The sequence below is a fragment of the Streptomyces vulcanius genome (genome assembly GCF_042653945.1).
Lineage (GTDB): Bacteria > Actinomycetota > Actinomycetes > Streptomycetales > Streptomycetaceae > Streptomyces > Streptomyces mangrovi.
This window is the reverse complement of sequence record NZ_JBHSFK010000029.1, coordinates 47,787-70,005: the sequence shown is the minus strand read 5'-3', so window position 1 is coordinate 70,005 and position 22,219 is coordinate 47,787. Positions and strand designations below refer to the sequence as shown.

Below are 22,219 nucleotides of genomic sequence, written 5' to 3'. Positions count from 1 at the left end.
GAAGTGGACGACGGTCGTCGCCGCGCCGGCACCGGGTCGGCCGCGCCGGCCTGGTGGCCGCCGAGGGGGAGGGCTGGGCCGGTAGTCCGGCGCTCAGCTCCTCCCCGGTGTCGCCGTCTGCAGGTGTCTGGCCTGCTGCCGGCCGCCCGGTGTGCCCGTGCCGGCCCGGCTCCCCGCCGGCGACACCACCGCGGGGAGCCGTACGACCGCGTCGAGACCCCCGCGCGGCGCCCGCCGCAGCAGCGCCTCGCCGCCGCTCGCGTGCGCGAGGCGCTGCACCAGCGCGAGGCCCAGGCCGGTACCGCCCTTGGGTGCGTCCGGAGCCCGCCAGAAGCGGTCGAAGGCGCGCCGCCGCTGCTCCTCGGTCATGCCGGGCCCCTCGTCCATGACATGCAGTTCGACCCATGTCTGGCTGGTCGAACGATGCGGGAACCGGCGCTCGTTGGGCGTGTGGTGACGCGGGTCGATCGAGACCGTGGAGCCGGGCGGCGACACCCGCAGCGCGTTGGAGAGCAGGTTGTCGAGGATCTGCTCCACCGCCCCGGGCAGGGCCAGCACCTCGCCCGTGTAGTCCCCGGCCAGCGCCAGCCACACGCCGTGCCGCTCGTACAACGGCCGCCAGGCGTGGTGGCGTTCGGCGCACAGCCCGCCGAGGTCGATCCGCTCCGGTTCCGCCGCGCTCTCGTCGAGCCGGGCCATGGCCAGCAGCGCCTCGACCATCCGGGCCAGCCGGTCGGTCTCGGTCAGCGCGGCGGTGAGCGAGCCCCGCGCGTTGAGCGCGATGTCGTTCTCCAGGTTCTCCAGCCGCAGCCGCAGCGCCGCGAGCGGGGTCTTCAACTGGTGCGAGGCCTCGCCCGCGAAGGCGCGCTGGGAGGACAGGAGGTGTTCGAGGCGGGCGGCGGTGCGGTTGAAGGTGGCGGCGAGACTGCGGACTTCGGGCGGCCCCTTGGTGATCGCGACCGGCACGGCGGTGCCGCCTACGGCCAACTCATGGGTGGCGTGCTCCAGTTCACGGATGGGACGGCCCGTCCACCGCGCGATGCCGAAGCCGATCACGGCGACCGCGGTGAGCGTCACCAGTCCGCCGAGGACGAGCAACAGCCAGACGTGGTGCACCCGTTCGTGAACCATGCTGGTCGGCACGGTGATCCGCACGGCACCCTGCCGCTCCGCGCCGTGCATCACCGGAGTGGCCACCGCCAGGTACTGCACGCCACCGATGGTGGAGGTGCGGACGTCCGCCGTGGCGGTGCCCCGCAGCGCGGCGGCGATGCCCGGCCAGGAGGGCAGTTCGCGCTGCTCCCGCTCGGACAGGGGGTGCGAGGAAGCGAGCACGGCACCCGACAGGTCCACGATCAGCACCTTGCCGCCGATGCGTTCGGCGCAGTGCGCGGCCCGCTCGGGCAGGTCCTGCGCGGCCCGGCCCGCCGACACCGACAGCGAGGCGAACGCCGACACCGACTCCGCCTCGTCCTTCGCCGCGTTGGTCACCCGCTCCCGCTCGCCCCGCGAGTAGACGAAGCCGAGCGGGATCTCCAGGGCGAGCAGCAGCAGGGCGGCGAGCGAGAGATAACTGAGCAGCAGCCGACGGGTCATCAGAAGGCCGCCGAGGGGTGGGGTGCGGGGTAGGGGCGGGCGAACGGGGAGTCGTAGGCGGGCTGTTCGTACCGTGGCAGGTCCTGGTACTCCCCGTACCGGTGATCGGCGACCTGGTGCCCCATGGACTGGTGGCCCATGGACTGGTGGTCTGCGGGCTGGTGGTCTGCGGGCTGGTACGGCTGTGACTCGTAATGGGGCGGGGAGTTCGGGGACGGCGTGTTCGGCGGCCGGGTCTGGACCGCCAGCCGGAAGCCCACGCCGCGCAGCGTCTGGATCCACGCCGGGTTGCCCAACTTCCGCCGCAGCGTGGCGACATGCACGTCGAGCGTCTTGGTCGGCCCCTCGTAGTGGGGGTCCCAGACCCGGTCGAGGATCTGCTGCCGCGAGTACACGGCTCCCGGGTCCTCGGTGAGCAGCGCGAGGAGTTCGAACTCCTTGGGCGTCAGCGTCACGGCCTGCTCCCCGACCCACACCTGCCGGGTCCGCCGGTCCACGACCAGCGGACCGACCGCGCCCTCGACGGCGGCGGACTCCACGGGCGAGGACATCGGCACGGGTTCGTAGGGGGCGGCGGCAGCGGGGGCGGTCATGTGCGCCGAGGGTGCGGTGGCGGCTGCGAAGGAGTCCCCCCACGCCGGCTCCGCCCCCTGACCCCCCGGTACGCCCTGCACTCCCGGCATGCCCTGTCCCGCGAACTCCCGCTCCGCCAGGCCACGGTGGGTCCGCCGGGTGACCGCTCGCACGCGGGCCACCAGCTCCCGCATGCTGAACGGTTTCGCCAGATAGTCGTCGGCACCGAGTTCGAGGCCGAGTACCCGGTCGGCCTCCTCGCCGCGGGCGCTGAGGATGATGATGGGGACGTCGGAGGTCTGGCGGATGCCCCGGCAGACGTCGATGCCGTCCACATCGGGCAACCCGAGGTCGAGCAGGACGACATCGCCGTACGGCCCTCTCAACCCCTCGTTCCCCGTGCTGACGTGATGCACCGTCAGCCCGAAATGTCCGAGACCCTCGACGAGCGGCTCGGCGATCGTGTGGTCGTCCTCGATCAGCAGGACTCGTACGCCCATGCGTTCCCGTCTCTCCCATGAACCGAATTCGCGTGTTCCGTGGACCCGCCACGGTACAAGAACGATCGATAAAACGCCGTGCCGATCCGGACAATGTGAGCAGCGGCTCAGTCCGGGACGAAAACTGTCCCATTTTTGTCGGCGGTTTAGTGTTCCTCTAACCTTCGCCTGGCAAACACTCCCCTACGGTGATGGAGAACTGGTCACACCCCCACGGCGACCAGCTCTGAACCGGCTCTGACCTGGGAGGAACCGTGAAGGCACTACTGAACCGCGCCCGCTCGTTCAATCGGCAGGTCGAATTCGAAAGCGGCAAATACCGGCGACTGGCCGAGGGCCAATACCCCGAGGCATTGTTCATCACCTGTTCGGACTCAAGGGTTATTCCAGCCCTGATCACAGGCGCGCGCCCCGGCGAGATATTCGAGCTGCGAAACGCAGGCAATATCGTTCCGCCGCATGGCCGGCCGGGCGCCTCGGGGGAGGCCGCCACCATCGAGTACGCGCTGGAGGTGCTCGGCGTTCAGGACATCGTGGTGTGTGGCCATTCCCACTGCGGTGCGATGGGCGCCCTCAAGTCCGGCGACGATCTGTCCGCGCTGCCCGGTGTGGACGCCTGGCTCCAACTGGCCCGCCCACGGCTGGCGGCCGTCCTGGACGGCGCCGTCGAGGATCCCCGGCTGCCTGAGATCGCGCAGCTGAACGTCGTCAACCAGCTGGCGGTACTGCGGAGTTACCCGGCCGCGCGGCGGAGGCTGGACAGCGGACAGCTGCGGTTGCACGGCTGGTACTACGAGGTGGACACCGGCCGGGTGCACGAGCTGGAGGAAGACGGACTGTTCCGGGTGCACGCGGCATGAGCGGCGCGCACGCCCGGCACTCGGTCCCGAGGATGCCCGCCGGCCCGCCGGGCAGCTCCGATGGGTTCGGGCAGGGTTACTCCGATTCGTTCGGGCCGGGCAACTCCGACGACCGGCCGGACCCGCACACCGCCGGCTGGGGGGACTTCGCCGACGAGGGGCAGTCCTTCGACGCGTGGCACGCCTCGGCCGAACGCCGCGCCTTCGCCGAACGGGCCGCCCGGCCGGGGACGACCGCCCCGCCGCCCGGCAGAAACGCCTCTCCCGGCTGGGACGCCCCACCCGGCAGGAATCCGGCCCATCCGGCCCATCCGGCCTCCGGCAGGAATCCCTCCTCCGGCTGGGACGCCCCGCCCGGCATGGGGCCCGCAGCCGAGACCCTCACCAGCGAGGCGCCGAACGCGAAGGGCCTGGGCCTGAAGGGCCTGAAGGGTCTGAAGGGTCTGAAGGGCCCGAACGGGTCGACGGCGGCGGCGAAGGGCCCGAAGATCGACTTCGCCACCGAGATCACCGCCTCCCTCGTCGTCTTCCTGGTCGCGCTCCCGCTGTGCATCGGCGTGGCCGTCGCCTCCGGCGTCCCCGCCGAACTGGGCATCATCTCGGGCGTCATCGGCGGTCTGGTGGTGGGCGCGGCGCGCGGCAGTACGCTGCAGGTCAGCGGCCCGGCCGCCGGTCTCGCCGCGCTGGTCGCGGAGACCGTCCTCGAGTACGGCGTGGCCATGCTCGGCGTGATCGTGCTCTTCTCGGGCCTGCTGCAGATCGTCCTCGGACTGGTGAAGCTGGGCCGTTTCTTCCAGGCGATCTCCCTGGCCGTCGTCCAGGGCATGCTGGCCGGCATCGGTCTGCCGCTGATGTTCAGCCAGGCGTACCCCGCAATGGACTCGAAGGCCCCCGGCACCCCGATCGAGAACATCGCCGGCATTCCGGGCCTGCTCGCGGACACGTTCGCGAACCCGCAGGCACTGATCGCGGCCGGCCTCGGCGTCGTCACGGTCGTGCTGAGCTTCCTGTGGAAGAAGATGCCGGGCCCGGTCAAGAAGGTCCCGGCCGCCCTGGTCGCCGTGGGCATCGGCATCGCGGTCGCCGCGCTGCCCGGGGTCGAGGTGAAGACCCTCCAGGTGGGCAACCTGCTCGCCTCGGTCGACGTACCGGGCGCCGAGCAGTTCGCGGGCCTGGCGGACGCGGGGATCATCACGGCGATCCTCACCTTCACGGTCATCGCCTCCGCGGAGTCCCTGTTCACGGCCGCCGCGGTGGACCGTATGCACGACGGCCCGCGCACCCGCTACAACCCCGAGCTGATCGCCCAGGGCGCCGGCAACACGATCGCCGGTCTCCTCGGTGCCCTCCCCATCACGGCGGTGGTGGCCCGCAGTTCGGCGAACGTCCAGGCGGGCGCCAAGACCCGTCTCTCCCGCGTCCTGCACGGCCTGTGGCTGCTGGCCTTCGCCATCCTCCTCCCCCAGGTGCTGGCCCTGATCCCGATCTCGGTGCTCGCGGGCGTGCTCGTGCACAGCGGCTGGAAGCTCTTCGCGCCCGAGGAGTTCCCGAAGATGTGGAAGCAGGACCGGGGCGAGTTCGCCGTCATGACGGTGACCACGGCGGTCATCGTGGCGACGGCCCTGCTGGAGGGCGTCCTGATCGGCCTCGCGGCGGGCATCGTGCTGGCCGCGGTGCGCATGTCGCAGACCGTCATCCGGCAGCACATCGAGGACGACACCGCGAAGGTGGTCATGGCCGGCAACGCGACGTTCCTGCGGCTGCCCCAGGTCATCGAGGCCCTGGAGTCCGCCGCCGAGGCGGGCAAGCCGCGGATCCGTCTCGACCTCACGGGCGTGACGCATCTCGACCACGCCTGCCGCAGCCAGGTGGAGGAGTTCACGGCGCAACAGCGCGGAAAGGGCCTGCGGGTGGAACTCCTGATGCCGGGCCCGGCGAAACGACCGATCGGCGATCCCCCCGAGGAACAGCCGACGGCCGGCTACTCCGACCCCCTCCCCCGCCGCACAACGCCCCCCATTCCCACCCCCACCCCGGATACGGCGGCCCCCGGCCCCACGGCGCAGTGGTTCTACCTCGACACGACACCCATGCCGGAGGACTTCGCGCGGCGGTACGCGGAGGAGTACGCGCAGGGCTACGTGCAGAGGTAGACAAGACCGGCAACGCCGCGAAAGTCCAGGTCAGGACTTGAGGTCGTCGTAGGACACCCCGGTCAGTTCCTCGGAGACGGCCCACAGCCGTCGCGCCACCGCGTCGTCGGTGGTCCAGGGCGCCCGCCGTGACGGCGCGGGCGCCCCTCGCCACATCGCGAACGACGGCCCGGTGAAGGAGTCCGGCCGGACGCCGGGCGCGGTCGCCGCGTAGAGGGCGGGCAACGCGCCGGCCTCGGCGGACTGGGCGACCACCCGGTTGCCGAGTTCCATCAGCCGTTCGGCGACCCGCCGCCCCTCCGCGCGCGGTCCGGCGGTCTGGAGGTTCGTCGCCGCGTACCCCGGGTGCGCCGACGCCGCCACGACACCGGACCCGTGCGCCGCGAGACGGTGCGCGAGTTCGTGCGTGAACAGCAGATTGGCGCTCTTGGACCGGCCGTAAGCGACCCAACGGCGGTACCGGCGCCCGGAGTTCCCGGATGCAAGGTCTCCCAGATCTCCGAGATCTCCCAGGTCGATGCTGCCGAGCAGATGGGCCATGCTGGAGACGGTGACGATCCGAGCGGGGCCCGCACCTCCGCCCGGTGTGCCCAGCAGCGCGGGCAGCAGCAACCCGGTGAGCGCGAAGTGTCCGAGGTGGTTCACGCCGAACTGCGTCTCGAAGCCGTCGGCCGTGGTGCCGTACGGCAGCGCCATCACACCGGCGTTGTTGAGAAGCAGGTCGAGCCGCCCTTCGTACGACGTCCCGAACTCCCGTACGGAGGCGAGATCACCGAGGTCCAGCCGCCCGAACTCGGCGTCGGCGCCCGGCACTTCGCCGCGCAGCCGCTCGACGGCGGCACGTCCGCGCGCCTCGCTCCGACAGGCGAGCACCACCCGGGCGCCCCTGCGGGCGAGTTCGCGGGCGGCGACGTACCCGAGACCGCTGTTGGCCCCGGTGACGACGGCGACCCGGCCGCTCTGGTCGGGAATGTCGTGCGCGCTCCAGCCGGACATGGACGGTACCCCTTCCGTCGCCCCCTGGACGCGAAGCCTACGGCGCTTCCGGCCACGCACCCCGCATCTCCCCGTTACGACATGTCCACGACACAGCTACCCTGCGCCTCTAACGTCACCGACCAAACGACTCGCACGACTCTGACGACTCTGACGACTGGAGTGAGCGTGGAACGTCGTACCTTCCTGCGCGCGGCCGCGATCGGCGGCTCCTCCGCCGTACTCGGCGGAACCCTCTGGCGTGGCGCCGCCTACGCCGCCCCCGCCCAGCCCGGCACCGGCCCCTACGGGGCACTCGGCGCCGCGGACGCCAACGGCATCCGCCTCCCCACCGGCTTCACCAGCCGGATCCTCGCCCGCTCGGGCCAGACGCTCTCCGGAACGTCGTACACCTGGCACAACGCCCCCGACGGCGGCGCCTGTTACGCGGACGGCACGGGCTGGATCTACGTCTCCAACTCGGAGATCAACCCGTCGGGCGGCGCGAGCGCGGTGAAGTTCTCGGCGACGGGCGCGATCACAGGGGCGTACCGCATCCTGTCCTCGACCCGCCAGAACTGCGCCGGCGGCAAGACCCCGTGGAACACCTGGCTGTCCTGCGAGGAGGTGGACCGCGGCTACGTCTACGAGACGGACCCCTGGGGCACGCAGTCCGCGATCCGCCGCGACGCGATGGGCCGCTTCAAGCACGAGGCGGCAGCCGCCGACCCGGTCCGCCAGGTGATCTACCTGACGGAGGACGAGACGAACGGCTGCTTCTACCGTTTCCGCCCGACGACCTGGGGCGACCTGTCCGCCGGCACCCTGGAGGTCCTGGTGGCCGGCACGGCCACGAGCGGCCCGGTCACCTGGTCCAGGGTCCCCGACCCCACCGGCGCCTCCGCCACCCGCAACCAGGTCTCCGGCGCCAAGCACTTCAACGGCGGCGAAGGCTGCTACTACGCGAACGACACCTGCTGGTTCACCACGAAGGGCGACAACCGCGTCTGGCAGTACAACGCCTCCGCCCAGACGATCGAACTCGCCTACGACGACTCCCTCGTGACATCCGGCACGGCCCCGCTCACCGGCGTCGACAACGTCACGGGCTCCTCCTCCGGCGACCTGTTCGTAGCCGAGGACGGCGGCAGCATGGAGATCTGCCTGATCACCCCTGACGACATCGTCACCCCCTTCCTCCGCATCGACGGCCAGTCCGCCTCGGAGATCACGGGCCCGGCCTTCTCCCCCGACGGCACCCGCCTGTACTTCTCCAGCCAGCGCGGCACTAGCGGCAGTTCGTCGGGCGGGATCACCTACGAGGTGCGCGGCCCGTTCCGGTCGTAACACACAAGGGTCACAGAAAAGCCACTTCTCCTCCCACCTCCCCCAAGCCACCCATAACCTCATCCCCCGCACACAAACACGCACAAGCACCTCCGGGGGACGACCATGACCAACCCGTACGCCACCGCTCCGGGCCCACGCACACCCCGCTGGGCCCGGAAGCGGTACGTCCTCCCCGCCCTCGCCCTGTCCCTGTTCACCGGTGTAACCATCGGCAGCGGCAACGACCCCAAGACCGAACCAACCGCCACAAAGCCCCGCCCGACAGTCACCGTGACCACAACGGCAACAACCACCGAGACCCCCACCCCGGAACCGGCGACCACCGTGACAGCCACGGAAACGGTGAAGGTCACGAGAACGGTCACTGCCCCCGCAAAGGCCAACACGGACAGCAAGTCCGAAGACACCTCCGACGACACCTCGGACGACTCCGCAAACGCAGACGTCTACTACGACAACTGCACCGCCGCCCGCGCCGCCGGCGCCGCCCCCGTCCACGCAGGCGACCCCAGCTACGGCCGCCACCTCGACCGCGACGGGGACGGCGTCGGCTGCGAGTGACTACGAGGAGTCGAACCGTTTACTCTCCTCGCGGATGCGCACGTTGACGACTCATCCGCGATGCCGGGCGGTCTCAGCAGCGAATGCCGGAGCACCTGTGCCCGAGATCGCTACGGTAGAGCTATGAAGCTTTCGCCTCACACCGCAAGGGAACGCTTCACGTCGTCTCCCATCGCGAGGCTGGCGACAGCGGACACCGACGGGGTTCCGCACGCGATTCCGGTGACGTTCGCCGTACTGAACGACGTCGTGTACTTCGCGGTGGATCACAAGCCCAAGAGCACCTGGGATCTACGGAGGTTGCGCAACATCCGCGAGAACCCGTCCGTGACAATCTTGGTCGACCACTACGCCGAGGACTGGTCAACGCTGTGGTGGGCTCGCGCCGACGGCCGCGGGGAAGTGCTGGAGGACGATCAGGAGCGAAGCTGTGCCGTTGCCCTACTGTGCGGCAAATACAACCAGTACGAGGACTCCCCTCCGCAAGGCCCTGTAGTGGCCATTCGGGTCGATCAGTGGAGTGGCTGGGCCTTCGTATCGCCTTGCGAGGACATGCCGAGCCCGAGGTGACGTACATGCCGGACACTGCGTGTTCCGTGCGCCCCGGGAAATGCGGCTGACTGCGGTAGAGGCGGCAGGTGCTTCCTATCAAGCGCTCTCAAAGGAATCAGAAGTCTCCTGGCCTTGAGGCAGGAGCCCAGTAAGCAGATGGACACGGCTCCTGTTCGAGGGGCTGCTATCTGTCAACCCGCGCGCCGACCAACCGAACGAGAGTGGGTCCACGCCCAGCCTCGAACCCACTCCGTCCACGGGTGAATGCGGATGATCCACCGTGCCCGGTGTCCCTTCGGCCGTCGTCTTTGCCCGTGAGCGTGTGACAACCCAGTTGCACACCTGGAGAGTACGGCTGGCAGACGAGACTGCGGACGCCATCCGACTCGTCACTTCCGAACTGGTCACCAACGCCGTGGTTCACACGGAAAGCATCCTCGTCATCCTCGGAGTCTCCTACGACGATCGCGGCGACACTGAGGGCCGCGTACTCCTCTCTGTCCACGACCTGAGCCCCGATCCTCGTGACGGCCCTCTCTTCAAGACACGGTTGGGAACCAACCCATTGCGGCAAGAAGGTGTGGGTCGAGTTCGACGTTCCCGCACTCGCGCCCATCGACCGCTCGCCCAGTTCACGACGCCGCACGGCAGCAGGCCTCGATCCTTGCTTCTACCCTGTTCTGGGTTCGATCCCTGTTACGCGCTCGATGTGAGGAGCACCTCATCATCGCAGCTCCCCACCAGCAGCACCCGCGTTCAACTACACAGAAGGGGCGGTACCCCTACGGGTAACCGCCCCTTCCAATCCGCACACGATCAGTCGCGCCGAATCAGCTCCGGATCGATCCGTCGCCCGATCAGCGGAAGGGATCCGAGAGCAGCAACCACAACGACACCGAGGGCGGAAGTCAGCAGCAACGGCACGCCGGCTCCGTCCCAGAAGATCTCCCCGCCTCCGGTAACGAGATAGCTGGACTCGGCTGCCTTTCCTGTGACAACGGCCAGCATCAGGCCTACGGCCAGGGGCAGCACAACCTGCGCTACCTGCACAGCCCGCAATGTACGGGGCCGCGCCCCGAGCAGGGACAGCGCGGTGACCTGCGGTCTGCGTTCGACTGCGCGGTCGGTGGCGGCCACCAAGTAGGCGGCCACGCCAATGATGAGTCCTAGGACCATCCCCATGGCGAGGATCGTCTTGACCACGGTGATCTGCTGGAGCGCGGTGACGACCACACCGGGAGTAGCCACATCGGCAGTCGGATCGACTCCGCCGATGTCGTCGAGGACAGCACGGACGGTCTCCGGTACCGAGCTGCTGACCAGAGTGAGGGTCGCCAACTCGGGTCGGAAGCCGTCGGGCAGGAAAGACGGCGGGACTACCACGTCACCGCTGCTCAGCGCCGAGATACCTGATTCATCATGATAGATAGCACTCAGCTTCGGAACGCGTAGAGTCATCACGCGCCGCTCGCCCTTCTCATTCCTGAGGTGGAACGGAAAGCTTGCACCGGGTTTGCTGTCCTCGTCGTAAGTATCTTGAGGGTTCATCACGCGGAAGGGCCGCCCCTCCGAGCAGCTCCCCATTTTAGGTACCATCCCGCGCAGTTGACTGCATGTCGCAATCACAGCATTGATCGATGGCGGGAATTCAGCTTCACGATCGGTCCACGACGTCGCCATCACACCATGCCCACGAATGCCATTGATCGTCTCGAAATCCCGCTGTCGCTCTAGGGTGACGCCGTTTAGGGAGATTCTGTACGACTGGACAGGTGAGGTGTACCTGGAAACCTGGTCCAACTCGATGAGCACTCCTTGCACGAGCGAGGCCGCATAGACCAGCAACACCAGACCGCTCGCGACTCTGAGGGCACCGCCCGGATCCACTTCGTTGCGCCGCATAGCCAGACTGAGGGGCAGGGAACGACTAGTGCGTGCCACTGTCCGTGCCAGCCCCCGCGAAAGAACGGGAAGCGACAGGACGAGCCCGGAACCAACCAGGACGACCGCCAGCGGCATAAGAATTGATGCGAGCGAGGTGTCCCGCGGCGCCTGCCCAGTCCCACCGACCACGCAATACCCAGTGACGATGCCCAGTCCGGGAACGAGTGGCAGCAGCCCCCATTTGCCAGGTGGTTTCTCAACCGCACTGCGCCGTACGGCGAGAGGATTCGTCGCAGCCTTCCTGGCTCCGGCCGCTCCAGCGAACCAAGCGAGTGCCGGGCAGCCGAGCAGGCAAACGAGATTGGTGGACAAGGACAGTGATCCGTCGGAGGGATACCAGCGGAAGCCGGGCAGACCGACGCGGGAGATCATTTGATTAGCTACCGCAAATACGCCCAGGCCGATTACCGCACCGAGTAGTGCCGCGGCAACCGTCTCAGCCGCATTGACACGCTGAACGCCCTTCTTACTCAAGCCGACCAGCCGCAGGGCGGCAAGCCGACGAGCCCTCGCCGCAGCCGACAACCGCGCGCACACGGACAGGTAGCCGGCCAACGGGAGCAGCACCACACCTGCGAGCGTGAACCGCACGATCTCCAGCGTCGAGGGCTCGACGGTTTCATCGCTTGTATACGGCTGCCCGTACGAGGTCACAGGTTCACCGTCCTTCAACTGGTCCCTGCCGACACCGATGTACGCGTACAGCTCGTCAGGATGGGCTAGCCCGTGAGCGCCGATGAGCCCCATTTCCCGCCCCGGCACAAGCTGCTCAAGGCCGGGATCCTTCCTGAGTTCCTCGTGCAGCCGTGGCGACACAAACACCTCGCCAGGAGAGGGCAGCTTGCCAAGGCCCGGTGGCGGGGCAATGGCGATGGTTCCCGGCGCGTGGAAGACGCGGATCATGGGCCGGGAGCCAAACGGATCCGTCAAGGCCAGCTCAAGAGGAGCCTTGCCGGCCTCAACACAGATCCCCCGGCCGTCGCGGCGGCATTCCCCTTCACGCGCCGCCTTGCGCCCGTCCTGCGCCGCGAGAATTCCGGGAATGGCGAGCACCATGGCCAGGCAGCAGACACCAACGGCGCTGCCGCCGGCCATGAGAAGGAACCGCAGGCGGTTTCCCCGACCGCTGCTCAGCAACAGTCGGAGCCCCAGAGAGAGTTCCTTCATTTCGCATCCCGGGCCAAGACCGAGAGGACACCGTCGCGCATTGTGTACTGGCTGTCAGCCCGGGAGGCAACTTGGGAATCGTGCGTAACAAGCAGCACGGCCGTCCCCTGGGAACGCGCGAGAGACAGGAACTCCTCCAGTACTGCAGTGGCGTTGGCGCTGTCGAGCGATCCCGTCGGCTCGTCAGCGAACACCACTGCCGGTCGATGTACCAACGCCCGAGCAACCGCGACGCGTTGGCTTTGTCCTCCGGACACCTGCGAAGGTCGCCGCTGTCGCAGTTCCGTGAGCCCGAGCCTGCCCAGAACCTCCCCTGCTGCGGTCAGCGCCTCCGCCTTGCGCTGCCCGGCAAGGCGCAGCGGCAGGGCGGTGTTCTCCTCCACGGTCAATTCTGGGAGCAGTTCGCCGTACTGGAAGACGAATCCGAAGCGCTCACGGCGAAGCGCGCTGAGTTCCTCGTCTTCAAGTTCGCCGAGTAGGCATCCTTCGAAGCGGATCTCACCCCGAGCAACGGGCAGGACCCCGGCAAGGCAGTACAACAACGAGGACTTTCCGGATCCGCTTTGCCCGGTGATTGCCGCGACTTCGCCACGATGCAGGCTGATCGCAGCGTCCCTGACGGCAAGCGTCTCGCCGTAGAGGAGGTCGACGCCCTTGGCAGACAAGACTTCTGACGTATTGATGATTGTTTTCCCCTATGACGAGAGGGAGCCCAGATGCGAACATCTGGGCTCGTTACTGGGAAGACTCCTGGCGGCCGCTCTAATACTTCTTGGAGCGCGAACAGTTGTCCGGATGGAGGCTTCCGCGGTCACGGCATGCCTTGATCTCCGCATCATCGGTGTAACGCTGGGCGCCGTCCCAATTCGAATGGTGCAGGGTGACGGTCTTCCGCTGCTTGCCGTTGTAACGCACCCAGTCGTGGCTCTCGACCCGGACCAGCATGTACACGTTGTGACCGTCTTCCGGATTGGCGTCTTTCAGCTCACCTTTCCATTCGAAAGCACCGTGGTTCTGCTGTGGAGGATTGAATCGGTACTCACCCTCCTGGAATCGAACGCCTGACGAGTTCATCACCGGCAGGTCGCGCCAGGCCGCCTCGCCCACGGCCGTCCCCGCGCCCCCGAGAAACGCCGCCGCCGCCAACACGCCGGCCAATGCCCTCCGCATACTTCACCTTTCTGAGAACCCAGCGACCCCTTCGAGGGCCGCTAGATACAGAAAGTAGCGCTACGGTAACGTGCTGAAACCTTCAGTCACTGGGTAGCCACCACATCAGGTGATCGACTTCCAGCCAAGCGCGACCAGAAAGCACAAGAGGGCGACACCCCCGCACAGGGTGTCGCCCTCCTCTTGCGCGCCGGAACCGTCGCCGATCGGTGAGGGTCGGGGACCGGTGGCGGCTCCGGGGTCTGTTGCCCCGCAGGGGCCCGCAGGGGCCCGCAGGGGCCCGCAGGGGCCCGCAGGGGCCCGCAGGGGATCAGCGGTGGTCGCTGCCCGTCGACTGTGTTGCCGCCCGTCCCGCCTCCAGGCGGGCCACCGGAATCCGGAAGGGGGAGCAGGAGACGTAGTCCAGGCCCACCTCGTGGAAGAAGTGGACGGACTCCGGGTCGCCGCCGTGTTCGCCGCAGACGCCGAGTTTCAGGTCGGGGCGGGTGCGGCGGCCCGCCTCCGCCGCCGACTTCACCAGGGAGCCGACGCCGTCCCGGTCGATCGTCTCGAAGGGGGAGACCCCGAAGATCCCCTTCTCCAGGTACGCCGTGAAGAAGGACGCCTCCACGTCGTCGCGGCTGAAGCCCCACACAGTCTGGGTCAGGTCATTCGTGCCGAAGCTGAAGAACTCCGCCGCCTCGGCGATCTGACCTGCGGTGAGAGCGGCTCGCGGGAGTTCGATCATCGTGCCGATCGAGAGCTTCAGGGCGACGCCCGTCGCCGCCTCGACCTCCGCGATGACCTCGTCGGCCTCCTCCCGCACGATCTCCAGTTCCTGGACCGTGCCGACCAGCGGGATCATGATCTCCGCGCGCGGGTCGCCCTTGGCATTCTTGCGTTCCGCCGCGGCCTCCGCGATCGCTCGGACCTGCATCGTGAAGAGACCGGGGATGACCAGGCCCAGGCGTACGCCCCGCAGGCCCAGCATCGGGTTCTGCTCGTGCAGGCGGTGGACCGCCTGGAGCAGGCGCAGTTCGTTCTCGTGCGGGTCTTTTCGGGCCTCCGCCAGGGCTACGCGCACCGACAGCTCCGTGATGTCGGGGAGGAACTCGTGGAGCGGGGGGTCCAGGAGACGGACCGTCACCGGGAGGCCGTCCATCGCCTCGAAGAGTTCGACGAAGTCCTTCTTCTGCAGGGGCAGGAGTTGCTTGAGGGACTCCTCGCGCTCCTCGTCCGTGTCCGCCAGGATCAGGCGTTCGACCAGCTCACGGCGGTCGCCCAGGAACATGTGCTCCGTGCGGCAGAGGCCGATGCCCTGCGCCCCGAAGCGGCGGGCGCGCAGCGCGTCCTCCGCGTTGTCGGCGTTCGCGCGGACCCGCAGCCGGCGCTTGCGGTCCGCGAAGGCCATGATGCGGTGGACGGCCTCCACCAGCTCGTCCGCGTCGTCGGCGCCCGCGTGCATCCGGCCCTCGAAGTACTCCACCACGGGGGACGGGACGACCGGGACCTCGCCCAGGTACACCTTCCCCGACGAGCCGTCGATGGAGATCACGTCGCCTTCCTCCACCACGTGGCCGCCGGGGACCGTCATCCTCCGGCGCTTCGTGTCGACCTCCAGCTCCTCCGCGCCGCACACACACGTCTTGCCCATCCCGCGGGCCACCACCGCCGCGTGGGAGGTCTTGCCGCCGCGCGAGGTGAGGATGCCCTCCGCCGCGATCATGCCGTCCAGGTCGTCGGGGTTGGTCTCGCGGCGAACCAGGATCACCTTCTCGCCCGAGCGGGACCACTTCACCGCCGTGTAGGAGTCGAAGACCGCCTTGCCCACCGCCGCGCCCGGCGAGGCCGCGATGCCCCGGCCGACCTTCTCCACCTTCGCGTGCTCGTCGAAGCGGGGGAACATCAGCTGGGCGAGCTGGGCGCCCGTCACGCGCTGCAGCGCCTCCGTCTCGTCGATCAGGCCCTGGTCCACCAGCTGCGTAGCGATGCGGAAGGCCGCGCCCGCGGTCCTCTTCCCCACCCGGGTCTGGAGCATCCACAGCTGGCCGCGCTCGATGGTGAACTCGATGTCGCAGAGGTCCTTGTAGTGGTTCTCCAGCGTCTCCATGATGGCGAGGAGCTGGTCGTACGAGTTCTTGTCGATCTGTCCCAGTTCGGCCAGGGGGACGGTGTTGCGGATGCCGGCGACGACGTCCTCGCCCTGGGCGTTCTGGAGGTAGTCGCCGTAGACGCCCTGGTGGCCGGAGGCGGGGTCGCGGGTGAAGGCGACGCCCGTGCCGGAGTCGGGGCCCAGGTTGCCGAAGACCATCGAGCAGACGTTGACCGCCGTGCCCAGGTCGCCCGGGATGCGCTCCTGGCGGCGGTACAGCTTGGCGCGGTCGGTGTTCCAGGACTCGAAGACCGCCTTGATGGCGAGGTCCATCTGCTCGCGCGGGTCCTGCGGGAAGTCGCGGCCGGCCTCGGTCTTGACGATCTTCTTGAAGCGGGTGACCAGCTTCTTCAGGTCCGCCGCCTCCAGCTCGGTGTCGACGGTGACCTTCTTCGCCGTCTTCGCCGATTCGAGGGCGTCCTCGAAGAGCTCGCCGTCCACGCCCAGGACCGTCTTGCCGAACATCTGGATGAGGCGGCGGTAGGAGTCCCAGGCGAAGCGGTCGTCGCCGGCCTGGGCGGCCAGGCCCTGGACCGACTTGTCCGACAGCCCGATGTTCAGGACCGTGTCCATCATTCCCGGCATGGAGAACTTCGCGCCCGAGCGGACGGAGACCAGGAGAGGGTTGTCCGGCTGGCCGAGCTTCTTGCCCATCCGGGCCTCCAGCGCGTCGAGGTGCGCACTCACCTCGTCACGCAGTGCCACCGGCTCCTCGCCACTGTCGAGGTAGACCTTGCAGGCCTCGGTGGTGATCGTGAAGCCCGGCGGAACCGGCAGACCCAGGTTGGTCATCTCGGCGAGGTTCGCGCCCTTGCCACCCAGGAGGTCCTTGAGGTCCTTGTTGCCCTCGGTGAAGTCGTAAACGAACTTCGCTACGTGGGAATCTTTGTTTTCCGACACGGTCTCGACTCCTCGAGGACGCGGTGGCTGCCCTGACGTCGAGGAACATACCCAGATCAAAGGCGTCTGGGTACGTCTACTCCTGCGTCATGTGCTTGTAACCAGTCGTCCGCCAGCGGATCGAAAGTCAAAGGTTGGCAAGCGCACAGCCGCTGATGTTTTCACTTCTTGAACGCATCCGTCTCTCACCCCACCCCATCATCGCTCATATGAGCGTAGAGCGCCACGTCTGATTTCGATCGATGAACGATCAGGGGGTGGCACCCAGTGCCACCCTTTGGAGAAGTGCATTCGATCGAAGATCCGCTCATCTGAGCATTACCCCCCTCAGGGGTGGCGAGAATCACGCCGCTCGAAGCCGTCGGATTTCACCATGCGGACGCGACACAGGCGAGAAACACCTCCCTTACAAGGTCGCTCACACCCCCAGCGCCAGCAACCGCTCCTCCACCCGCTCCGGCGCGTACAGATGCTCCACGACCATCGCACCGGCCCCGACCAGCCCAGCCCGCTCCCCCAGCCGCGAGGTCACCACGTCCAGATGGGCCGTGGAGCGTGGCAGCGCCCGCTGGTAGAGCAGTTCCCGCACGCCCGTGAGGAAGGGGGTGCCGGCCAGATCTCCGGCGATCATCAGCACGCCCGGGTTGAGCAGAGTGACGACCGTCGCGAGTACGTCCCCGACCTGGCGCCCCGCCTCCCGCGCCAGCGCCGCCGCCTCCGGGTGCCCGGCGGCCAGCAGATCCCGTACGTCCGAGCCCGACGCCGCCGGAATCCCCGCCTCCGCAAGCTTCCGGGCCACCGCGCCCCCGCTGGCGACGGCCGCGAGACAGCCGTACGACCCACAGCGGCACAGCGCCTCCGCACCCACCCTGATGTGGCCGATGTCCCCGGCCCCGCCGTCGATCCCACGGAAGACCGAGCCGTCGACCACGACCCCCGCGCCTATCCCCGTCGACACCTTGACCAGCACGAACGCCGAGCAGTCCAGGTAACCGGTGCGCTGTTCGCCGTACGCCATGAGGTTCGCGTCGTTGTCCACGAGCACGGGGACGGCGGGCGCCCCGGAACGCTCGGTGAACGCTCTCGACAGGCGGCCTCTTATGTCGTAGCCGTCCCAGCCCGGCATGATCGGCGGCTGGACGACCTTGCCGCTCTCCCTGTCCACCGGGCCGGGGACGGCGAGCCCGATGCCGCAGACCTCGTCCGGCCCATGGCCCGCCTTCTCCAGCAACTCCGCGAACCAGCCGCCGAGTTCGCCGAGGACGGCGTCCGGGCCGTCCTCGATGACCAGGGTGCCGCCGTGCTCGGCGAGCAGCTCGCCGGTCAGGGACAGGACGGCGGCCCGCGCATGCCGGGTGTCCAGGTCCGCCGAGAGCACCACCGCGTGTGCGTCGTCGAACTCCAGTTTGATCGAGGGACGGCCGCCGAGCGGCGAGCCGACCGGGCCGCCGGCGCCCTCGCGCAGCCAGCCCGCGCGGAACAGCCGGTCCAGGCGCTGGCCGACTGTGGCACGGGAGAGCCCGGTCGCCTGCTGGAGCGCGCCGCGGGTCGTCGCCCGTCCGCTGCGCACCAACTCCAGCAGGTCTCCGGCGCTGGCCTGACCGCTCGCCCTGCCGGTCCGCCCCGGACGTCCGATGCCAGTCATGCGCACCCCCTTGTGTTTCCCAAGCCTGCATTACATATTGAGTTTTGCGTGTTAAATAGACGTAACCCTACGGTAGCCACTGCCGAACCTGGTGGCCTTGTCGTCTTCGGGGAGCCCCGAGTGGATCGCACTGCCCAGCTCATCGCCCGCCCGGCGGAGTACTCCGTTGCATACGATCCGGCGGCACCGCCGGGTTCCCTGCACCTCAGGGCGACAGCCGTGCTGGAGGGCAACTGGACCGGAACCTCGACGGTCCCCTCGCACCGGCTGTACCCGCACCAGTGGTCCTGGGACTCCGCGTTCATCGCGATCGGCCTCAGGCACGTCTCGCCGCTGCGGGCCCAGACCGAGCTGGCGACGCTGCTCGACGCCCAGTGGGGTGACGGACGCATCCCGCACATCGTCTTCAACCCCTCCGTGCCCCTCGACGCGTACTTCCCGAGCCCCGACTTCTGGCGCTCCTCGACCGCGGGGCGCGCTGCGGGCGCCCCGCGCACCGTACAGACCTCGGGCATCGTGCAGCCACCGGTGCACGCGCTCGCGGCCTGGCTGGTGCACCGCGCCGACCCGGGGCTCTCACGGGCCCGCGGCTTCCTGGCCCGGGTCTACCCGCGGCTGGCCGCCTGGCACCGCTATCTGCTGCACCGCCGGGACCTGGGCGGCGGCGGGCTGGTGTCGGTGGTCCATCCGTGGGAGCAGGGCATGGACAACGCCCCGTCCTGGGACGCCCCGCTGGCCCGGGTCGCCCCCGCCCCAGCCCGCTCCTTCCGCCGCGCCGACCTCGCCCACGGCGCGCCCGAGGACCGTCCGACGGATCTCGACTACGGCCGTTACGTCCGTCTGGCCACGGACTACCGGGATGCCGGGTACGCCGACGGAGGCGGCGAGTTCGCCGTCGAGGACCCCGCGTTCAACGCCCTGCTCATCGCCTCCGAACACGCCCTCGCGCACATCGCGCACGAACTGGGAGCGACGGCGACGGCCCGCCACGCGCGCGCGGAGCGACTGACGGCGGCGCTGGTGGACCGCCTGTACGACCCGGCGGAGGGCATGTTCTTCTGCCGGGACGTAAGGGACATGGAGGGTGACGGGCTGATCCGTGAGCGCGGGGTCTCCGGGCTCGTCCCTCTTCTCCTCCCCGGCCTGCCGCGCGAAGTGGTCGCCGCTCTCGTCTCGACCCTGCGCGGCCCGCACTTCGGTGTCGGTACGGCCACCCGTCTCGTCCCCAGCTACGACCTGCTCGGCGAGGCCTTCGACCCGCACCGCTACTGGCGCGGCCCGGCCTGGTTCAACACCGCCTGGCTGCTGGAGCGCGGTCTGCGGCTGCACGGCCGCCCGGCCGAGGCGCAGGCGCTGCGCGAGGCCGCCCTGGACACCGCGCTCACCTCGGACTTCGCGGAGTACGTCGACCCGTACACCGGCGAGGCCTGCGGCGCGACCGGCTTCAGCTGGACCGCCGCGCTCACGCTCGACCTGCTGCACGGCACCACCACTTCAGGCACGGGTATCAAGGGAGGGGACCTGGGATGACGGACCGGCATCATCTGCTCGTGTACGGCGGTACGTTCGCCGCCGTCGGCGACCGCGGGGACATCAGTGGCGTACGGGGTGCCGTCGGCTCCTCTTCCGCTCCGGAGGGGTTGTTCGTACGGGACGCCCGGCACCTCAGCCGCTGGCAGCTGACGGTCGACGGCGCCGTGCCGGAGACGCTCGCGCCGGTCGCGGACGGGGACACCGCGCGCTGCGTGCTCGTCCCGCGCGGCGGGCGCAACGAGCCGCCGTCCTGCACGCTCTTCCGTGAACAGGCCGTCGGGGACAGCTCGTTCGTGGAGTCGCTGCGGGTGGTCAGCAACCGTCCGGTGGCGACGACCGTCCGGCTCGCGCTCACCGTCGACGCGGACTTCACCGACCAGTTCGAGCTCCGCTCCGACCACCGTACGTACGCCAAGACCGGCGCCGTCCGCCGCCGCCAGGTCATGGACGACGGCGTGGAGTTCACGTACCACCGCGGCGAGTGGAAATCCTGTACGTCCGTCACGGCCGAGCCCGCCCCGGACGCCGTCGAGGAGACGGGCACCGGTGCCCGGCGGCTCGTCTGGGCACTGGAGCTGGAGCCGCACGGCTCCGCCGAACTGATCCTGCGGGTGGTGGCCAGACCGCACGGCGAGAAGCGGGCACTGCGGGTGCCGAGCTCCCCGTCGGCAATGGCCGAAAAGCTGCTTGCGCAGGAAGGTGACTTTGTGCAAGGAGTCGCCTTTCCGACCGGTTGGCCCGAACTGGCATCCGCTTGTGTTCGAGGGCTCTCCGATCTCGCCGCGCTCCAGGTCCACGCGACCGGCCCGGACGGCGAGGAACTGCGCGTCCCGGCCGCCGGAGCACCCTGGTTCCTCACACTCCTGGGCCGCGACGCCCTTCTCACCTCCCTCTTCGCCCTCCCCTACCGCCCGCAGCTCGCCGCCGCCACGCTGCCGGCGCTCGCGGCGACCCAGGCGACGGAGACCGGGCCACGGGCGGTGTCCCAGCCCGGCAAGATCGTCCACGAGGTGCGGCACGGCGAGCTGGCCCACTTCGGGCAGGTCCCGTACGGGCGTTACTACGGCTCGGTCGACGCGACGCCGCTGTTCCTCGTGCTCCTCGGTTCGTACGTCGAACAGACCGGCGACACCGCGCTCGCCCGCCGCCTGGAGCGGAACGCCCGTGCGGCGATCGGCTGGATGCTCGACCACGGCGGGCTGACCTCGCGCGGCTACCTGGTCTACCGCGCCGACCAGGGCGGCCTCGCCAACCAGAACTGGAAGGACTCCCCCGGCGCCATCTGCTCCGCGGACGGCACCCGCGCCACCGGAGCGGTCATGGCGGCGGGGGCCCAGGGGTACGCGTACGACGCGCTGCGCCGCACGGCGTGGGTGGCGCGGACGGCGTGGGAGGACGAGACGTACGCGGCGCTCCTGGAACAGGCGGCGGCGGATCTGCGGGACCGCTTCCAGCGGGACTTCTGGGTGCGGGAACGGTCCTTCCCGGCTCTCGCGCTGGACGGCGAGGGCCGGCAGGTCGATGCGCTCGCCTCCGACGCGGGCCACCTGCTCTGGTCCGGGCTGCTGGACAAGGAGTACGGCGAGATCGTCGGCCGGCGTCTCCTCGAACCGGACTTCTTCTCGGGCTGGGGCGTACGCACCCTCGCCTCCGGCCAGCCCGCCTACCACCCCCTCTCCTACCACCGGGGCTCGGTCTGGCCCCACGACAACGCGCTCATCACGCTCGGCCTCGCCCGGTACGGCCTCCACGACGAGGCCCGTGCCGTCGCCCACGGCCTGGTCGACGCGGCGACCGCGACGGGGCACCGGCTGCCGGAAGTCCTCGCGGGCTACGGCCGTGACACCCACACGGAACCGGTTCCCTACCCGCACGCGTGCGTACGGGAGTCCCGCTCGGCGGCGGCCCCGCTGGCACTGCTCACGGCGGTGGGCGGGGGGTAGCCGTACCCGGGCGGGGGCTTGGCTGGGGCCATGCGGGACCTTGCGGGGCCATGGTGGGCCTTGGTGGGGTGCTTGGCGGGGCTTTGCGGGTGCTCGGCGGGCCCTGGTGGGCGCTTGGCGAGGCGCTTGGCAGTTCCTGGCGGGTGCTCGGCGGGGCGCCTGGCGGGTACTCGCGGGGCGCCTGGCGGGGCCCTGGTGGGTACTCGGCGAGGCGCCTGGCGGGTGCTCGGCGGGGCCGCCTGGCGGGTACTCGCGGGGCGCCTGGCAGGGCCCTGGTGGGTACTCGGCGAGGCGCCTGGCAGGGCCCTCGCGGATGCTCGGCGGGGCGCTTGGCGTGCCATTTGCACGGTGTTTGCCGAGGACTGGCCGAGGGGGGTGAACGCGGGCCGAGGGCAGGCCGTACGAAACTGAGGCGGATCCGACTTCCCACGTCGGATCCACCGAACCACCGGGCTTCGTACGGAAGGACCCTCGGGTGCCTGTCTCCACTCGCTCTCACCAGCCACGGCAAGATTCGAACCAACCCGAGGACAGCACGACGCCTGCCACGGACCCGGAGGAGACAGCGGGGGCCGCGGAATCCAAGCCGACGGCTACCGGGGAACCGGCTGACGCCGGGGAGACGGCGGCCGTCGAGGAACCGGCGGAGGCCGGGAAATTGGTGCC

Annotated in this window: 15 protein-coding genes; 7 read left to right on the top strand and 8 right to left on the bottom strand. The window is 69.3% G+C overall.

What is annotated here, in order from left to right; all coding sequences use genetic code 11:
* Positions 1 to 93 precede the first annotated feature (93 nt).
* On the bottom strand, positions 94 to 1,596 hold the full coding sequence (locus ACFPIH_RS36075) for an ATP-binding protein (protein ID WP_381181114.1): 1,503 nt from the start codon (positions 1,594 to 1,596) through the stop codon (positions 94 to 96).
* A complete protein-coding gene (locus ACFPIH_RS36070; protein ID WP_417801381.1) occupies positions 1,596 to 2,669 on the bottom strand; it encodes a response regulator transcription factor in 1,074 nt (357 codons plus the stop codon). Before ACFPIH_RS36070 ends, ACFPIH_RS36075 begins: the two co-directional genes overlap by 1 nt.
* A gap of 254 nt (positions 2,670 to 2,923) precedes the next feature.
* Between ACFPIH_RS36070 and ACFPIH_RS36065 the strand changes: the two genes are divergently transcribed.
* Together ACFPIH_RS36065 and ACFPIH_RS36060 are read left to right on the top strand one after the other, a co-directional pair.
* A complete protein-coding gene (locus ACFPIH_RS36065; protein ID WP_381181116.1) occupies positions 2,924 to 3,529 on the top strand; it encodes a carbonic anhydrase in 606 nt (201 codons plus the stop codon).
* Positions 3,526 to 5,682 (top strand): SulP family inorganic anion transporter, encoded by a 2,157-nt coding sequence (locus tag ACFPIH_RS36060; RefSeq protein WP_381181118.1) that lies wholly within the window; start codon positions 3,526 to 3,528, stop codon positions 5,680 to 5,682. Before ACFPIH_RS36065 ends, ACFPIH_RS36060 begins: the two co-directional genes overlap by 4 nt.
* Before the next feature lie 30 nt (positions 5,683 to 5,712).
* On the opposite strand, the gene ACFPIH_RS36055 is transcribed toward ACFPIH_RS36060, so the two are convergent.
* The gene (locus tag ACFPIH_RS36055) at positions 5,713 to 6,678 is read right to left on the bottom strand and encodes an oxidoreductase (protein ID WP_381181120.1); all 966 of its coding nucleotides are present in this window, start codon (positions 6,676 to 6,678) and stop codon (positions 5,713 to 5,715) included.
* Between the two features lie 168 nt (positions 6,679 to 6,846).
* Here ACFPIH_RS36055 and ACFPIH_RS36050 point away from each other — a divergent pair, with 168 nt between their 5' ends.
* The 3 genes from ACFPIH_RS36050 (at position 6,847) to ACFPIH_RS36040 (ending at position 9,138) form a co-directional block, all read left to right on the top strand.
* Positions 6,847 to 8,004, top strand: a complete 1,158-nt coding sequence (locus tag ACFPIH_RS36050; RefSeq protein WP_381181122.1) for an alkaline phosphatase PhoX — start codon at positions 6,847 to 6,849, stop codon at positions 8,002 to 8,004.
* Between the two features lie 105 nt (positions 8,005 to 8,109).
* Positions 8,110 to 8,568: an excalibur calcium-binding domain-containing protein gene (locus ACFPIH_RS36045; RefSeq protein ID WP_381181124.1), complete on the top strand. Its 459-nt coding sequence runs from the start codon at positions 8,110 to 8,112 to the stop codon at positions 8,566 to 8,568.
* Positions 8,569 to 8,691: 123 nt separating this feature from the next.
* Positions 8,692 to 9,138 carry a TIGR03668 family PPOX class F420-dependent oxidoreductase gene (locus ACFPIH_RS36040; protein ID WP_381181126.1) on the top strand — a complete coding sequence of 149 codons (447 nt, stop codon included), beginning with the start codon at positions 8,692 to 8,694 and terminating at the stop codon, positions 9,136 to 9,138.
* Between the two features lie 798 nt (positions 9,139 to 9,936).
* On the opposite strand, the gene ACFPIH_RS36035 is transcribed toward ACFPIH_RS36040, so the two are convergent.
* The 5 genes from ACFPIH_RS36035 to ACFPIH_RS36015 form a co-directional block, all read right to left on the bottom strand.
* The gene (locus ACFPIH_RS36035) at positions 9,937 to 12,231 is read right to left on the bottom strand and encodes an FtsX-like permease family protein (RefSeq protein WP_381181128.1); all 2,295 of its coding nucleotides are present in this window, start codon (positions 12,229 to 12,231) and stop codon (positions 9,937 to 9,939) included.
* Complete coding sequence (locus ACFPIH_RS36030) at positions 12,228 to 12,896, bottom strand: ABC transporter ATP-binding protein (RefSeq protein ID WP_381181130.1); 669 nt, start codon at positions 12,894 to 12,896, stop codon at positions 12,228 to 12,230. The genes ACFPIH_RS36035 and ACFPIH_RS36030 overlap by 4 nt, the downstream gene beginning before the upstream one ends.
* A 97-nt stretch (positions 12,897 to 12,993) precedes the next feature.
* Positions 12,994 to 13,380 carry a hypothetical protein gene (locus ACFPIH_RS36025; protein WP_381181224.1) on the bottom strand — a complete coding sequence of 129 codons (387 nt, stop codon included), beginning with the start codon at positions 13,378 to 13,380 and terminating at the stop codon, positions 12,994 to 12,996.
* A 331-nt stretch (positions 13,381 to 13,711) separates the two neighbouring features.
* Positions 13,712 to 16,432 carry a pyruvate, phosphate dikinase gene (gene ppdK, locus ACFPIH_RS36020; protein WP_381181132.1) on the bottom strand — a complete coding sequence of 907 codons (2,721 nt, stop codon included), beginning with the start codon at positions 16,430 to 16,432 and terminating at the stop codon, positions 13,712 to 13,714.
* Positions 16,433 to 16,850: 418 nt separating this feature from the next.
* Complete coding sequence (locus tag ACFPIH_RS36015; RefSeq protein WP_381181134.1) at positions 16,851 to 18,077, bottom strand: ROK family protein; 1,227 nt, start codon at positions 18,075 to 18,077, stop codon at positions 16,851 to 16,853.
* A 120-nt stretch (positions 18,078 to 18,197) separates the two neighbouring features.
* On the opposite strand from ACFPIH_RS36015, the gene ACFPIH_RS36010 reads away from it, so the two are divergent.
* Positions 18,198 to 19,607, top strand: a complete 1,410-nt coding sequence (locus ACFPIH_RS36010; RefSeq protein ID WP_381181135.1) for an MGH1-like glycoside hydrolase domain-containing protein — start codon at positions 18,198 to 18,200, stop codon at positions 19,605 to 19,607.
* The gene (locus ACFPIH_RS36005; RefSeq protein WP_381181137.1) at positions 19,604 to 21,553 is read left to right on the top strand and encodes an amylo-alpha-1,6-glucosidase; all 1,950 of its coding nucleotides are present in this window, start codon (positions 19,604 to 19,606) and stop codon (positions 21,551 to 21,553) included. Before ACFPIH_RS36010 ends, ACFPIH_RS36005 begins: the two co-directional genes overlap by 4 nt.
* The last annotated feature ends 666 nt before the right edge of the window (positions 21,554 to 22,219 follow it).